This is a genomic window from Sphingomonas sp. TDK1 (genome assembly GCF_001650735.1).
Classification (GTDB): domain Bacteria; phylum Pseudomonadota; class Alphaproteobacteria; order Sphingomonadales; family Sphingomonadaceae; genus Sphingomonas.
In genome coordinates this window covers 1-15,068 of the sequence record NZ_LXVY01000034.1, presented here as the reverse complement: position 1 = coordinate 15,068, position 15,068 = coordinate 1, and the positions used below count along the sequence as shown (strand labels likewise).

Sequence of the window (15,068 nt, the reverse complement as noted above, 5' to 3'; positions counted from 1 at the left end):
TACAGTCCCCTCCCAGCATTGTTTCGCCCATAGCTTCGTTCAGCCGCGCTTCACGCGCAAGGTAGGATGGAAGCCCCGCTCCCGGCCATAGCGCCGGCCGGGTGGATGAAGGAGACTCGCATGAAGCATGTCCTGGCCCTGGTTGCCCTCGCGACCGCCGGCCTTTCGGTCGCAGCGCCAGCCTCGGCGCAGCAATATTCCTCGCCGGACCAGGAGCGCGCCCGCTTCGAGGCGGCGCGGGATCGGTTCGACCGCGAATATCGCCTGTTCCAGCAGGCGTCCGAGCGCTACGCCAATTACAGCGACTGGCTGGCCCACGCCCCGCCCCCGCCGCCGCGCATCGATGCCCGCGACGAAGGCGATTGGGAGCCGTCGCGCTACTATCGCCCGAGCGACAATGAACGCGTTCTCAGCGCCAACGACCGCGTGTATCGCGGCCAGGACGGTCGCTATTACTGCAAGCGCCCGGACGGCACCACCGGCCTGATCGTCGGCGCGGCCGCGGGCGGCCTGTTCGGCAACGTGATCTCGAGCCGCCATTCGAGCACGGTCGGCACGCTGCTGGGCGCGATCGCCGGCGGGGCGATCGGCAACTCGATCGATCGCAACAACCAGATGAACAACCAGGACGTGCGCTGCCGCTAAGGCACGCGCTTGGGGCTTCGCATATTTCGTCGCGAAGCCCCTTGTCCTTCGACGACCTGCACCTATGTTGAAGCTGCGGGACCGGGCCCCTCTGGCGGCGGCTTCACCAGAAGCCCCGTGATGTCGGACCGCATCGAGCATGCTCGGTGCAGGATCGGCGGTGTTCTCCCACTCCCTCGCACCCCCCTCCCATCGGGCCGCTCGATCGATGCAATCATCGATTTGGAGCCATGACGATGACGATTGTTGAACGCCTGATCGCCACCCACCGGATGCTCGAGCGCGAGATCCGCAGCGAACTGCGCCGCCGCTTGCCGGACGCATTTCGCCTGGCGCAGCTCAAGAAGCATAAATTGGCGGTGAAGGACCGACTGCACCTGCATCTGCCGGGGCCGGCCGCGCGGCTTGCCCTGGTACCCAGCCACCGCTGAGCACGGTCTGGATGGGTCCGGCGATCGTCGCCGGACCCTTGTACTCAGTGCCAGAAGATCAGCAGCAGGATAATGATCGGGATCGGAATTCCCAGCAGCCACAACAAGATACCCTTACCCATATCATCCTCCTGAAAGCGTCGTTTCGCTTGCTGACTAAACCATGGGTTGGGTTCCAAGTTCCGGGCTGGGAACCGAGCGCGCGCTGATGCACTAAGGCCGCGATGCAAATCGACGGCCTTCCCATGCCCCGCCGCCTCACCGCCATTGCCGCCGTGTCGTTCGGCACGGCGCTGGTGGTGATCGATGGCGCCATCGCCACCGTGGCGCTCCCCACCATCGCGCACGACCTGCACGTAGAGTCGTCGGCGGCCGTCGCGGTCGTGACGGTGTACCAGCTGGTGCTGGTGATGCTGCTGCTGCCCTTTTCCGGGCTGGGCAATCGGGTCGGACTGAAGCGGCTGTACCAGATCGGCCAGATCGTCTTCACCGTCGCCACGATCCTGTGCTTCTTCGCCAAGAGCCTGCCCTTCCTGCTGATCGTCCGCGCAGCACAGGCCGCCGGCGCCGCGGCGGCGCTGAGCGTCTCCTCGGCGCTGGTGCGACAGATCTACCCTTCCAAGCAGCTCGGCCGCGGGCTCGGCGTGAACTCGGTGGTGGTATCGGTTTCGTCGGCCATCGCGCCGACGCTGGGCGGGTTGGTACTGGCGGTCGGCCCCTGGCCCTGGGTGTTCGCTTCGGCCGTTCCCTTCGCGATCGCGAGCCTGTTGCTCGGTCGCTCGCTGCCGGACATTCCACGGTCCAGGGCGCCGTTCGACGTGCTTGGCGCCATATTATGCGCGGCAATGTTCGGGCTGGTGATCGGCGGCCTGGAAAGTGCGGTCCATGGCGACAGCCCGGTGGTGTCCGCCGCGGTGGTGCTGGCAGGTGTCGCCATCGGCGTGATCTTCGTGCGTCGCGAACAGGGCGAGGCGGAGCCGATCCTCCCGGTCGATCTGCTCGCCCGCCCGGTGCTGGCGCTCTCCACCGTCGGTGCCTTCACCGCGTTCGTCGCGACGATGAGTCTTCTTCTGTCGCTGCCGTTCCGGCTCCAGCACGGTTATGGCTTCGCCCCGTCCGAGGTCGGCGCGGTGATCGCTCCCTGGCCGCTGACGACCATGTTCGTCGCCCCACTCGCCGGCACGCTATCGGATCGCTACCCCGCCGGAGCGCTGGGCGGCATCGGCATGGCCATCGCGATTGCCGGACTGTTAGCCCTCGCCTTCCTGCCGCACGACCCGACCTATTTCGACATCGCATGGCGGATGTCCTTGACCGGCGCCGGCTTCGGCATGTTCCTTTCGCCCAATGCGCGGCTGATCATCGGCTCGGCCCCGGTCGAGCGCGCCGCCGCCGCGGGCGGGCTGATCTCGACGACGCGGATGGTCGGCCAGACCACCGGTGCGACGCTGGTCGCGGCGCTGTTGGCGATGGGCGTGGGTGCAGGCATGACTCCCGCGCTGGTCGCTGCGGGTCTCGCCCTGATCGCCGGTATCTGCAGCCTCGCCCGCCTGCGCCCCTCGGTCCGCAATCCGGCCAAGGCGGAGGCGGACCAGGCCCAGCCCGCGCAGATGGGATAAAGCTTTAGGCCCCCCAACCTACGGAAGCATTGCGCAGGGCCCGGCCGCGCGCCAAGAGCGAGACCATGTCACCGCATCCGTTCGCTATCGGCAATTTCCGCGCCTATTTCGTCGCCCGCCTCGCCGCCACCCTGGGCCAGATGGCGATGGTGATCGTGATCGGCTGGCAGGTGTACGACATTGCCCGCCGGACGATGAGCATCAAGGAAGCCGCGTTCCAGCTTGGGATGATCGGCGTGGCGCAGTTCCTGCCGCTGCTGTTCCTCTCGCTGTTCGCGGGCTGGGTGGCGGACCGGATCGACCGGCGCTGGATCGCCCGCGCCGCGGTGGCGCTGGAGGCGGGATGTGCGCTGGCGCTCGCCTGGCTGACCTGGCAGCACACCATCACCCTGCCCGCTTTGTTCAGCATCGCCGCGCTGCTCGGGGTCGCCCGTGCGTTTGTCAGCCCGGCGCTCGGCGCGCTGGCCCCGAACCTCGTCCCCAAGACGGTGTTGCCGACCGCAATCGCGCTGAGCTCGCTCGCCTGGCAGACCGGTACCGTCATCGGCCCCGCCATGGGCGGCTATCTCTATGCCGCCGCCTCGTGGCTGGCATATGCCGTCTCGGGTGGCCTGTTCCTTGTCTCGCTGCTGATGCTCTTCCTGATCGGCCCGGTCCCGGTCGCCAATCGTAAATTTGTCGGCAGTCCCTGGTCGCAGATGGTCGACGGGCTACACTATGTCCGCCGCAACCGGCTGGTGCTCGGCGCGATCTCGCTCGACCTTTTCGCGGTGCTGCTCGGCGGCGCGACGGCGATGCTGCCGGTCTATGCGCGCGATATCCTGCAAGTCGGATCCGAGGGCCTGGGGCACCTTCGCGCCGCCCCTGCGTTGGGTGCGGTGGTGACGGCTCTGTTCTTCTCCTGGCGCCCGCTCAAGACGGATGTGGGCGTGAAGATGCTGGTCGCGGTAGCGCTGTTCGGCCTGGCGACCGTGGTGTTCGGCGCGGCCGCTCCGCTGCTGGTGCCGGTGCTGGGCCCCAAGGCCGTGGGTACCGATCTTTCCCCCGCGGTGGTGATCTCGCTCGCCGCCTTGTTCGTGCTGGGCGCGGCTGACATGGTCTCGGTCTATGTCCGTCAGTCGCTGATCCAGCTCTACACGCCGGACGAGATGCGCGGCCGGGTCGGCGCGGTCTCCACCCTGTTCATTTCCGGCTCGAACGAGCTGGGTGAAGCCGAAAGCGGCTTCCTCGCCGCGCTGATCGGTCCCGTCGCCGCGGTGATCGGCGGCGGTATCGGCGCGATCCTTGTCACGGTCCTGTGGTCGAAGCTATTCCCTGAGTTCAAGCGGGCTCGAACCTTCGATCCTCCGGCCACCCTCGAAGTTCCTCCGAAGGAGATGACGACATGAAGGCCAATTCGATCCTCGAGACGATCGGCAACACGCCGCACGTCCGTATCAACAAGCTGTTCCCCGGCGCCGAAGTGTGGATCAAGTCCGAGCGCTCGAACCCGGGCGGCTCGATCAAGGACCGCATCGCGCTGGCGATGGTGGAAGCGGCCGAGAAGGACGGCAGCCTCAAGCCCGGCGGTACCATCGTCGAGCCGACCAGCGGCAATACCGGCGTCGGCCTGGCGATGGTCGCGGCGGTGAAGGGCTACAAGCTGATCCTGGTGATGCCGGAGAGCATGTCGCTCGAACGCCGTCGCTTGATGCTCGCCTATGGCGCGAGCTTCGACCTCACCCCGCGCGAGCGGGGCATGAAGGGGGCCATCGAACGCGCCCTTGAGATCGTCGAGAGCACGCCCGGCGCCTGGATGCCGCAGCAGTTCGAAAACAGTGCGAACATCGATGTGCATGTACGTACCACCGCTCAGGAAATCCTGAACGATTTCCGCGATACGCCGATCGACGTCATCATCACCGGCGTCGGCACGGGTGGCCATATCACTGGCGTGGCGGAAGCGCTCAAGAAGGAATGGCCCAACCTCAAGGTGTTCGCGGTGGAGCCCGAGCTGTCGCCGGTGATTTCGGGTGGCCAGCCCGGCCCGCACCCGATCCAGGGCATCGGCGCGGGCTTCGTGCCCAAGAACCTCCACACCGACGCGATCGACGGGGTGATCAAGGTGGACGCCGCGGTCGCCAAGGACATGGCGCGACGCTCGGCCGCCGAAGAGGGCATGCTGGTCGGCATCTCCTCGGGCGGTACGCTCGCGGCAATCCTGCAGAAGCTGCCCGACCTGCCCGACGGCGTGCGCGTGCTCGGCTTCAACTATGACACCGGCGAGCGCTATCTGAGCGTGCCGGACTTCCTGCCCGAGAGCTGACCGAAGGTGGAGGGCGCGCCCCCTCCACCGTCATTCCCGGCGGGCGGCCGGATCCATTCGCCGTGCGGTTGCAACGGGCGCCGTGACATTGACGGCAATGGATCTAAGCTTTCGCCGGGATAACAGCGTCTTGCCCCCTATCGCTTCGACTTGATATCAACATTCGAAGCCTCGGCCGTTCCGTTATCCTGGGCGGCTTGCGTCGGCGCCGCAACTGCGGGCAGCGCGACCTGCACCTCCACCCGCCGGTTCTTCGCCCGCGCGTCCGGATCGTCGCTCCCGTCCAGCCTGGCGTTCGGCACCAGCGCGCGGGTTTCGCCGAACGCAATCACCGTCATCCGCGCGGCCGGCACGCCCTTCGACAGCAGATAGTCACGCACCGCCTCGGCCCGCTTGAGCGAGGAGACCAGGTTGTCGCGGTCGTTGCCGCGCGTATCGCTGTGGCCGCCGATGGTGATCGGACCACCCGCCGCCATGGTCGCGTTGCCTAGCATTTCATCGAGCAGCGTCTTGCCTGCATCGTCCAGCTTCAGGCCCGAAGCGCCGAAGGGAATGACGAGATCCAGCGCCTTCAGCGCAGGCTTTTCAGGTTCGTCGGGGACCACCTCCGGTCGCAGGATCGACTTGGGCGCCTCCGCGGCGCTGTTGTTCGCGAGACCGTCATCCTCGGCGATGATGCTCCTATTCTCGGCCGCCGCATTGTCGCGCGCGGGCTCCCGCGCGTTGCAGCCCGCCACCGCCACCGCGAGCGCGAGCATCGCCCACCTGCTCATGCAACCTCCTCCTGAAGCCGTCGCGCCGCCGGCATGGGGGGCACGTACGAGATGATCGTGTCGCCGGGCTGCGGCGTCGGCCGGCTGGCGTGCGAGAAGAAGCGAAGCAGCCCGCCCTTGCGGACCAGCAGCAGCATGTCGGCGGCGTCGGGCAGGTCCGCCTTGGCGGCGTCGAAGTCGAACTGCTCGGTGAGCCGGGTCTTGCGGAAGCTCCAGCCGTCACGATCGCGCTCGACGATTTCCTCGACCCCGTGCCCGCTGATGAACAGCGCGCGGCCACGCAGGGATTCGGGCAGCGCCCGCGCATCCTCGTCATGCCCGCCGCCGCCGAGCTGATAGACATTGTCGCGCCCGATCTCGGGAGCAAATTCGTTGCAGACCAGTGCGTTATACGCCTCGTTGTCGGTGGTCGCGGCGAGCACCTGGAACTGCGAGAGGTCGAGCCGGTCCTCGGTGGCCTCGGCGAGGATCTCGCCGTGATAGGTCGGAATGCCCGCCGAGCGCGCCTGCCGCAGCCGCTGCCAGCTGGTGTCGCAGATCGTCACCGGCACCTCGAGCTGGCGCAGCTGCTCGGCGAGCGCGAGGCTCCACGGCGTGCCGCCGACGATCAGCAGCCCGCGCTCGGTGGCGCCGGTCACCTTGAGCATCCGCGCGACGGGGCCGATCGAGAAGCCGTGCGCGAGGATTGTCGCGACCACGACGGCAAAGGACAGCGTCACCAGGATCGACCCGTCGCTATAGCCCAGTTTGTCGAGCCGCAGCGCGAACAGGCCGGAGATCGCCACCGCCACGATACCGCGCGGCGCGATCCATGCGACCAGCAGCCGCTCGTTCCAAGGCACCTTGGTGAAGGCGAGGCTCAGCAGCACGGTGACCGGCCGCACCAAGAACAGCAGCGCTGCGAGGAAAGCGAGGAAGCGCCACTCGAAATGCCGCAGCACCTCGAAATCAAGCGAGGCGGAGAGCAGCACGAACACGCCCGAGATCAGCAGAACGGTGACATTTTCCTTGAACGGATGGATGTCGCGGAGCGAGTCCAGCCGCATATTGGCGAGTGCCACGCCCAGCACGGTCACGGTGATCAGGCCGGTTTCCTGCTGGATCATGTTCGAGCCGACGAACACGCCGATCACGGCCACGAGAAGCACCGGCGCCTTCAGATATTCGGGCACATGCCCGCGCTGGAACGCCCAGCCGATCGCCTTGGCGACGACGAAGCCGATCAGCCCCGCCACGAGGCTGGCGGCGAGCAACGAGCCAAGCACGCTGAGCAGCGTGCCACCATCGCCCGAGCGGCGCAGATACTCGTAGGTCACCAGCCCGCACAGCGCGCCGATCGGATCGTTGACGATGGCCTCCCATTTCAGGATCGCCCGAGGGCGCTGCGCGACATTGCTCTGGCGGAGCAGCGGCAGCACCACCGTGGGGCCCGTGACGACCAGGATGCCGGCGAACAGCGTCGCAACCGGCCAGACCAGCCCGGCGGCATAGTACAGCGCCAGCGTGCCCAGCCCCCAGCCGATCGGCACGCCGAGCAGCACCAGCCGGGTGACCGCGCCGTCGGTCCGCCGCAGCTCGCGGAAATTGAGGCTCAGCCCGCCTTCGAACAGGATCAGCGCAACCGCGATCGACACGATCGGCTCCAGCAACTCGCCGAAGACCGCATGCGGCTCGATCAACCCCGCCACGGGACCTGCGAGCACGCCGGCGACGAGCATCAGCGCGATGGCGGGCCAGCCGGTGCGCCAGGCGATCCACTGCGCGCCGATGCCGAGCGCACCGATCAGCGCGATGACGAGCGCGGGTTGATGCATCCGGAGAACAGACCTTCTTCTATGCGCAACGTCGCTGCGCGCCCCGCCCCAATACGGTTGCACCGCCGCATCGGTTCCGTTTCGCCCGCGATCGGACGCGCGCGGTTTCCACCATCCCGGCTTTGGGATACAGGCGGCCACCCTTCGTTCGAGAACATAGCAACCGCCTGTGACGCCTGCCCTTCCCTCGCCTCCCGCTCCGCATTGGCTCCGCGTCGTGATCGGCATCATCGCGCTCGCTGCGCTGGTGGTGCCCACGCTGCTGGTGCGCAATGCGCCCCGGCTCCCCTACCGCGCGCATCGCGTGCCGCCGGTGGCGCTGCCCAATCGCGTCGTTCCCAAGGAAGAGCTGCCGTCGGTCGAGCCGGTCGCGATCGCGGACCTGTCGCCGGACGATGCGCGCGCGTTCAATGCCGCGATCCCGTTCTCGACCGATCCGAACCCCGCCGCCCGCCCCTTCCACCTGATCGGCCCGGCAGACAGCCAGGAACGCGCCCTCGACTGCCTGGCCGCCGCCGAAGTATACGAGGCCGGCGACGACGCGCTGGGCGAGCGCGCGGTGGCGCAGGTGATCCTCAACCGTGTCCGCCACCCCGCCTTCCCCAAGACCGTGTGCGGCGTGGTGTTCCAGGGATCAGAACGCAGCACCGGCTGCCAGTTCACCTTCAGCTGCGACGGCGCGCTGCTCCGCTGGTCGCCCACCGCCGCCGCCTGGGCCCGCGCCCGCGACATCGCGAAGATGGCGCTGCACGGCGCCGTCTTCCGGCCGGTCGGTCACGCGACCCACTATCATACCGATTGGGTGGTGCCCTATTGGAGCGCCAGCCTCGACAAGATCGTCGGCCTCCATACACACCTGTTTTTCCGCTGGGCCGGCTGGTGGGGCACCCCGCCCGCGTTCAACCGCAGCTATGTCGCCGAGGAGCCGAAGATCGCGCTGCTGGGCAAGCTGTCGCCCGCGCACGCCGCAACGGCGGAGGAAACCGATCTGGGGTCTGCCGGCGACCCGGGAGCCACCGGACTGCTCTTCGACGTCCGCAAGGCAGCTGGTGCCATTCCGGCCAGCGCGGTTCCCGCTGCGGTGGCGGGCGACCAGAACGTGTTTCTGGTGACGCTGCCGGAAGATATGGTGCCCGACCTTTACCCTGCCCTTGCGCTGCGCACCTGTGGTGATCGCCCCTATTGCAAGTTCATGGCCTGGCTGGACTCGTCCAAGAAGCCGCCCCGATTGCCGCCCTCGGGGGAACAGGCGGCGGCGATGTCCTTCAGCTATCTCCGGGACGAACGCGTACAATATGTGAAGGCGCTATGGAATTGCGATCAGTTCCGCCGGCCAACCCCCGCCCAGTGCATGCGCCGCGCACCTGCGCCGGCGGTGCCGAAGCCCCAACCGTCGCCGGGCCCGACGCCCACCTCGGAAGCGGCGCCGCTCGACGGCGTCCGCCGCAAGGCCGCGCCCATACAGAACAAGGCCGGCGCAGCGGCTCCCGCATCGCCGGCCTCGTCAGTGCCCAGCAGCGATTAGGCTGCCTTGAACATCTCAGGCTCGAGCGCCATCACTGCCTCGCTGCCCGCCTCGATCTTGCGGCGCAAGCCGCTCGCATCGGGCAGGAACCGCTCGGCATAGAAGCGCGCGGTGACCAGCTTCGCTTCAAGGAAGGCGACGTCCTCGGCGCCCTGCGCCAGCGCCTCGCTCGCGGCCTTGGCCATGCGCAGCCACATCAGGCCGAGTGCGACCAGGCCGGTCAACTGCATGTAGGGATAGGCACCGGCCCCGACCTCGTTCGGGTTCTTGAACCCGTTCTGCGCCAGCCACATCGTCGCACCCTGGAGATGGCCCAACGCCTTCTCCAGTGCCCCGGCGAAGCCGGCGAGCTTCGTATCAGCCTTGGCAGCAGCCACTTCCTCGCCGACGACGCGGAAGAAGGCCTGCACCGCGCGGCCGCCGTTCAGCGCCAGCTTGCGGCCGACCAGGTCCATCGCCTGCACGCCGTTGGTGCCTTCGTAGATCATCGCGATCCGGGCATCGCGGACATACTGCTCCATGCCCCATTCGGCGATGTAGCCATGCCCGCCATAGACCTGCTGGCAATCGGTCGCGACCTTGTAGCCGATATCCGTGCCGACGCCCTTGATCACGGGGGTCAACAGGCCGACCAGATCGCCGGCGAGCTGGCGCTCCTCTTCGGTCGCGGCGGCATGCTCCATGTCGACCTGCAGCGCCCCCCACAGGCACAGCGCCCGCAGACCCTCGATCTGCGCCTTCGCCTCCATCAGCATGCGGCGGACATCGGGGTGGACGAACAGCGTATCTGCCTTCTCTGCCGGCTCGGCAGGGCCGGTCAGCGCGCGGCCCTGGCGGCGATCGCCGGCATATTGCACGGCGTTCTGCATCGCGATTTCGGCGATACCCAGGCCCTGCAGGCCGACGCCGAGGCGCGCGGCATTCATCATGATGAACATGGCGGCGAGCCCCTTCATCTCTTCGCCGACAAGCCAGCCGGTGGCGCCGTCATAGTTCATCACGCAGGTCGAATTGGCGTGGATGCCCATCTTGTGTTCGATCGAGCCGCAGGTCACCCCGTTGCGCGCGCCGATCGAGCCGTCGTCGTTCACCAGGAACTTCGGCACCACGAACAGCGAGATGCCCTTGGTGCTGTCCGGCGCGCCGGGCGTCTTGGCCAGCACCAGATGGATGATGTTGCTAGTCAGGTCATGCTCGCCCGACGAGATGAAAATCTTGGTGCCGGTGATGCTGTACGATCCGTCGGCGTTGGGCTCTGCCTTGGTCTTGATGAGGCCCAGATCGGTGCCGCACTGCGGCTCGGTAAGGTTCATCGTGCCGCCCCATTCGCCCGAAACCATCTTGGGGACGTACTTGGCCTTCTGTTCGTCCGATCCCTTGACCAGTAGCGCGGCGATCGCGCCGTGGGTCAGGCCCGGATACATGGCGAAGGCCATGTTGGCGGAGATCATATATTCCTGGAACGCCGTGGAGACGACATGCGGCATCGCCTGGCCGCCCACCTCGGCCGGCGCGCTCAGCGTGCCCCAGCCGCTCTCGACGAACTGCTGATACGCTTCCTTGAACCCGTCCGGCGTCGTCACGCTGCCGTCAGGGTGGCGGGTGCAGCCCTGCTGGTCGCCGCTATGGTTGATCGGGAACAGCACCTCGGCGACGAACTTGCCGCCCTCCTCCAGCACCGCGTCGACCACATCGGGCGTCGCCGCCTGGAAGTGCGGGAGGTTGGTGTAGCGATCGAGCCCGATGACCCGATCCAGAACGAAGCGCGTATCGCGCACAGGCGGGGTAAACTGCGGCATTTCAGGTTCCTCAGTGCTCGTTGTCTTTGCTTTTGATCAGGTCGACGAACTGCGCGAGTTCGGCGATATGCGCATCGATGTCACGCTTCTGCGCTTCCAGATGGCGGATGCGGTCCATGCAGCGCTCCAGCGTCACCTGGCGTTGAACCCGCCGGCCATCGCCGAGATCGTAGAGATCGATCATCTCCTTGATCTCGCCAAGGCTGAAGCCCACGCGCTTGCCGCGCAGGATCCAGGCGAGCCGGGCGCGATCGCGATGCGTGTAGATCCGCTGGGTGCCCCGCCGCTCGGGCGAGATCAGCCCTTCGTCTTCGTAGAAACGAAGCGCGCGTGGGGTGACGCCGAACTCGGCGCACAGGTCGGAGATGGAAAAGGCGTCGCGGTCGGGACGCGGTTCGATCGGCGCCAGGGCCTCGATCGGAGCGGCAGCAGCGTTCATGCTGCTTTTGTAGTTTCCCTTTACGTGAACGTCAAGCGCTACACATGATTTGGCCGTCGGCCCCGCGCTGCCGCGAACAGGAACGTGTGGACGATTCTGACATCACCTCGGCGCGTCTATCCCCCGCAGGGGGCACGACCTTCGGGATCCCGCAGCGCGCGTGCTTCGGCAATCGCCTCGCCCAGCCGCGCGAATTGCGCACCGGCCAAGGCAGCGCGGCCGGTACAGACATGCGCGCAGGCCTTGGGAAGGGCGCCGGGTAGCGCGAGATGGTCTCCGTCGAAGCGTGCGGTGAAACTGCAGCCGCCGTCCGGCCCGAGGGTCAGCGCGAGACCGTCCCCTTCCCTGTGGACGAAACCGGTGGCGCGACAGCCATTGCCTTCGCCATAGTCGATAATGATTCCGATCCGGTGCACGGCACCCGCCGGCGCGATGCACAACCGGTCCGGGCCGCGCGCATAGGCGCCGACGATGCTGCTATCCTTGGGGTCGCGGACCAGTCCCCGCTGGACCGCGGCGGTCTCGAGATCGGCCGAACCGCCGGTGGAGGGCGCGGGTGAGGGCCCGCCGCACGCAGCCAGCCCAAGCAGCAGCGCCAGCCCGGCCTGCCTCATGCGTCGCGCACCAACGCCCCGTTTTCGATTCGCCGGTAGAAGCAGCTCGGCGCGCCGGTGTGACAGGCGGGACCGTGCGCCTCGACGCGGAGCCACAGCGCATCCTGATCGCAATCGATCCGCGCCTCGACGACGCGGAGGAAATGGCCGGAAGTTTCGCCCTTGGTCCACAACCGCCCGCGGCTGCGGGACCAGAAGGTCGCCTTGCCCGTTTCCAGGGTCGCCGCCAGCGCCTCCGCGTTCATATGCGCGAGCATCAGCACCTCGCCGGTGGTGGCATGGGTGGCGACGGCGGTGATCAGGCCGTTGGCGTCATATTTCGGATCGAGCGTGGAGCCCGTTTCGCGGATGTCGGTCACGCGCGCGCTGTAGCGGGGTTCAAGCCTAGCGTCACCCCGTGGCGCTTCTCTGCAACAGCGACCCATCGGTCGCGGGCGCGCCGTGCCGGCAGGACACGTCTCGCTTCCGCGAAACTTTCGCTACGACTCAATGGTCCCGGATGGCCTTTACCAGCGCCGCCTTGTCCATCTTGGAGCGCCCCCCGATGCCGATCTCCCGGGCTTCGTCGTACAGCTCGGCCTTGCTGCGTTCCTCCAGCTTGCCGCCGCCCGAATCGAGGCTGCCGTTCGCCTGAGCATTGGCAATGCGCGCCGCCTTCTCCTTCGAGGCGCCTTTGTCCCGCAGCTTCTCGTACACCGCGTCGTTCTTGATTTGGGTACCATGATCCTTGGCCATGATCGGCCTCCTTTCTCAGGGGGTTAACCTGCAAAAAGGGTAAACGGTCCTTTTCCCTGTTACATACCGGAGACAAAGCGGGATGAAGCGCCTATATGCCCGCCAACCGTTGCCGTTCCCCCCGAGGGCCAATGCTTACCACACACCCGTTCGATGACGACAAGCTGCGCGAAGAGTGCGGCGTATTCGGCGTTTCCAACAGCGAAGGCGCGGCCGCCATGGTCGCGCTGGGCCTGCACGCCCTCCAGCACCGCGGCCAGGAGGCGGCGGGCATAACCAGCTGGGATGGGCATCAGTTCCATACCCACCGCGCGATGGGCCATGTCGCCGGCAATTTCGATCGTGACGACGTGATCCGCTCGCTCCCCGGTACCACGGCGTGCGGCCATGTCCGCTACGCGACGACCGGTGGCTCGGCGATCCGCAACGTCCAGCCGCTCTATGCCGAGCTGGCCAGCGGCGGCTTCGCGGTGGCGCATAACGGCAACATCTCCAACGCGATGCGGCTGCGGCGCGATCTCGTCCGACGCGGCGCGATCTTCCAGTCGACCTCGGATACCGAGGTGATCATCCACCTCGTCGCTACCTCGCAATATCGCACCCTGATCGACCGCTTCATCGATGCGCTGAAGCAGGTTGAGGGCGCCTACTCTCTCATCGTGATGACGCCCGAGGGCATGATCGCCTGCCGCGATCCGCTGGGCATCCGTCCGCTGGTGATGGGCCGCCAGGGCGAGTCGATCGTGTTCGCCTCGGAGACAGTCGCGCTCGACGTGTGCGACGCGCAATATGTCCGCGACGTCGAGCCGGGCGAGCTGGTGATCGTCAAGGCCAATGGCGAGATGACGAGCCACAAGCCGTTCGCTCCCCAGGCGCCGCGGCCGTGCATCTTCGAATATGTCTATTTCTCGCGTCCCGACTCGATCAGCGACAGCCGCTCGGTCTATTCGGTGCGCAAGGCGATCGGCGCGCAACTGGCAATCGAATCGCCGGTCGAAGCCGATCTCGTCGTGCCGGTGCCCGATTCGGGCGTGCCGGCGGCGATCGGCTATGCCCAACAGTCCGGCATCCCGTTCGAGCTTGGCATCATCCGCTCGCACTATGTCGGCCGCACTTTCATCCAGCCGGGCGACAAGGTTCGCCACCTCGGCGTGAAGCTGAAGCACAATGCCAATCGCGAGCTGATCGCGGGCAAGCGCATCGTGCTGATCGACGATTCGATCGTGCGCGGCACCACCAGCCTCAAGATCGTGCAGATGATGCACGATGCAGGCGCGAAGGAAGTGCATATGCGCATCGCCTCGCCGCCGACGCGCCACAGCTGCTTCTACGGCGTCGACACGCCAGAGCGCGCCAAGCTGCTCGCCGCCAAGATGGACGTAGGCGGGATGACCGACTTTATCCATGCGGACAGTCTTGCCTTCGTCTCGATCGACGGCCTGTACAAGGCTCTGGGCGAGGCACGCCGCGCGGACATCCATCCGAAATATTGCGACGCCTGCTTCACCGGCGACTATCCGACGACACTGACCGACCAGGACGAACTGGCCCCGCCGCCGGACCAGCTTGCCCTGCTCGCCGAAAAGGTCGGCTGAGCCAGTGAGCGACAGGTCACTGGCGGGACAGACCGCCCTCGTCACCGGCGCCAGCCGTGGCATCGGCGCGGCGACGGCGATCGCGCTCGGCGCCGCCGGTGCCCATGTCATCCTCACCGCCCGCACCGCGGGCGGGCTGGAAGAAGTGGAGGACACGATCTTCCAGGCCGGCGGCAGCGCGACGATCGCACCGCTCGATCTGGCCGAGCACGACGCTATCGGCCGCCTGGCCGGCGCGATCGGCGAACGCTGGCCGACGCTCGACATGCTGGTGCTCAACGCCGGCATGCTCGGCACGCTGAGCGCAGTGAACGCAATCGACTTCGCCGAGTTCGCCAAGGTGCTGACGCTCAACGTGAGTGCGCAGGCCGCGATGCTGGCCGCGTTCGATCCGATGCTCCGCAAGGCACCGTCCGCGCGCGTCCTTGGCGTCACCTCCAGCGTGGGGCGGACACCGCGTGCTTATTGGGGGGTCTATGGGGCGTCGAAGGCCGCCTTCGAGAACCTGCTGCTGAGCTACGGGCACGAGCTGGAGAATGTCAGCCAGGTCCGGGTGGGCATCGTCGATCCGGGTGCAACGCGAACCAAGATGCGCGCGCGCGCCTTTCCGGGCGAGGATCCCGCAACGGTCAAGGCACCGGAAGTGGTCGCCGATCGCATCGTCGCGCTGATGGCCCACGGGTTCGAGCGGGGCCATTTCGAGCGGGTCGGCTAGCGCGGATCGACATTCACCGTAACCAGATCATGGTGGCGGCGAGATGGACGAAACCTTCG

General features: G+C 67.1%; 15 protein-coding genes. 8 read left to right on the top strand and 7 right to left on the bottom strand.

All coding sequences use genetic code 11. The annotated features are described in order from the left end of the window. Nucleotides 1–120: 120 nt before the first annotated feature. The 5 genes from A7X12_RS16865 to cysK all read left to right on the top strand — a co-directional run bounded on the left by A7X12_RS16865 (nucleotide 121) and on the right by cysK (nucleotide 5,000). Nucleotides 121–645 (top strand): glycine zipper 2TM domain-containing protein, encoded by a 525-nt coding sequence (locus A7X12_RS16865; protein ID WP_064313018.1) that lies wholly within the window; start codon nucleotides 121–123, stop codon nucleotides 643–645. Between the two features lie 236 nt (nucleotides 646–881). Further along, entirely contained in the window at nucleotides 882–1,076 is a 195-nt protein-coding gene (locus tag A7X12_RS16860; RefSeq protein ID WP_232318555.1) for a YdcH family protein, read from the top strand. A gap of 224 nt (nucleotides 1,077–1,300) precedes the next feature. Continuing rightward, nucleotides 1,301–2,695, top strand: coding sequence for an MFS transporter (locus A7X12_RS16855; RefSeq protein WP_064312631.1), 1,395 nt, complete (start codon nucleotides 1,301–1,303; stop codon nucleotides 2,693–2,695). 65 nt (nucleotides 2,696–2,760) lie between these two features. Continuing rightward, nucleotides 2,761–4,083 carry an MFS transporter gene (locus tag A7X12_RS16850; RefSeq protein WP_064312630.1) on the top strand — a complete coding sequence of 441 codons (1,323 nt, stop codon included), beginning with the start codon at nucleotides 2,761–2,763 and terminating at the stop codon, nucleotides 4,081–4,083. Continuing rightward, nucleotides 4,080–5,000 (top strand): cysteine synthase A, encoded by a 921-nt coding sequence (gene cysK, locus A7X12_RS16845; RefSeq protein ID WP_064312629.1) that lies wholly within the window; start codon nucleotides 4,080–4,082, stop codon nucleotides 4,998–5,000. Before A7X12_RS16850 ends, cysK begins: the two co-directional genes overlap by 4 nt. Before the next feature lie 137 nt (nucleotides 5,001–5,137). Here the strand turns inward: cysK and A7X12_RS16840 are convergent, their stop codons facing one another. Both A7X12_RS16840 and A7X12_RS16835 read right to left on the bottom strand, forming a co-directional pair. Then, the gene (locus A7X12_RS16840) at nucleotides 5,138–5,773 is read right to left on the bottom strand and encodes an OmpA family protein (RefSeq protein WP_064312628.1); all 636 of its coding nucleotides are present in this window, start codon (nucleotides 5,771–5,773) and stop codon (nucleotides 5,138–5,140) included. Beyond that, nucleotides 5,770–7,587: a cation:proton antiporter gene (locus A7X12_RS16835; protein ID WP_064312627.1), complete on the bottom strand. Its 1,818-nt coding sequence runs from the start codon at nucleotides 7,585–7,587 to the stop codon at nucleotides 5,770–5,772. Before A7X12_RS16835 ends, A7X12_RS16840 begins: the two co-directional genes overlap by 4 nt. 217 nt (nucleotides 7,588–7,804) lie before the next feature. Here A7X12_RS16835 and A7X12_RS16830 point away from each other — a divergent pair, with 217 nt between their 5' ends. Beyond that, a complete protein-coding gene (locus A7X12_RS16830) occupies nucleotides 7,805–9,112 on the top strand; it encodes a cell wall hydrolase (RefSeq protein ID WP_064312626.1) in 1,308 nt (435 codons plus the stop codon). On the opposite strand, the gene A7X12_RS16825 is transcribed toward A7X12_RS16830, so the two are convergent. From A7X12_RS16825 to A7X12_RS16805, 5 genes are all read right to left on the bottom strand, one after another. Then, nucleotides 9,109–10,911: an acyl-CoA dehydrogenase C-terminal domain-containing protein gene (locus tag A7X12_RS16825; RefSeq protein WP_064312625.1), complete on the bottom strand. Its 1,803-nt coding sequence runs from the start codon at nucleotides 10,909–10,911 to the stop codon at nucleotides 9,109–9,111. The two genes, A7X12_RS16830 and A7X12_RS16825, sit on opposite strands and share 4 nt — an antisense overlap. Before the next feature lie 10 nt (nucleotides 10,912–10,921). Further along, nucleotides 10,922–11,350 carry a MerR family transcriptional regulator gene (locus A7X12_RS16820; protein ID WP_064312624.1) on the bottom strand — a complete coding sequence of 143 codons (429 nt, stop codon included), beginning with the start codon at nucleotides 11,348–11,350 and terminating at the stop codon, nucleotides 10,922–10,924. Between the two features lie 116 nt (nucleotides 11,351–11,466). Then, the gene (locus A7X12_RS16815) at nucleotides 11,467–11,964 is read right to left on the bottom strand and encodes a hypothetical protein (RefSeq protein ID WP_064312623.1); all 498 of its coding nucleotides are present in this window, start codon (nucleotides 11,962–11,964) and stop codon (nucleotides 11,467–11,469) included. Then, nucleotides 11,961–12,323 carry a phosphoribosyl-AMP cyclohydrolase gene (gene hisI / locus A7X12_RS16810; protein WP_064312622.1) on the bottom strand — a complete coding sequence of 121 codons (363 nt, stop codon included), beginning with the start codon at nucleotides 12,321–12,323 and terminating at the stop codon, nucleotides 11,961–11,963. Before hisI ends, A7X12_RS16815 begins: the two co-directional genes overlap by 4 nt. Before the next feature lie 127 nt (nucleotides 12,324–12,450). Continuing rightward, entirely contained in the window at nucleotides 12,451–12,699 is a 249-nt protein-coding gene (locus A7X12_RS16805) for a DUF7218 family protein (protein ID WP_064312621.1), read from the bottom strand. Nucleotides 12,700–12,830: 131 nt separating this feature from the next. On the opposite strand from A7X12_RS16805, the gene purF reads away from it, so the two are divergent. Continuing rightward, entirely contained in the window at nucleotides 12,831–14,294 is a 1,464-nt protein-coding gene (purF, locus tag A7X12_RS16800; protein ID WP_064312620.1) for an amidophosphoribosyltransferase, read from the top strand. 4 nt (nucleotides 14,295–14,298) lie between these two features. Beyond that, a complete protein-coding gene (locus A7X12_RS16795) occupies nucleotides 14,299–15,009 on the top strand; it encodes an SDR family NAD(P)-dependent oxidoreductase (protein WP_064312619.1) in 711 nt (236 codons plus the stop codon). The last annotated feature ends 59 nt before the right edge of the window (nucleotides 15,010–15,068 follow it).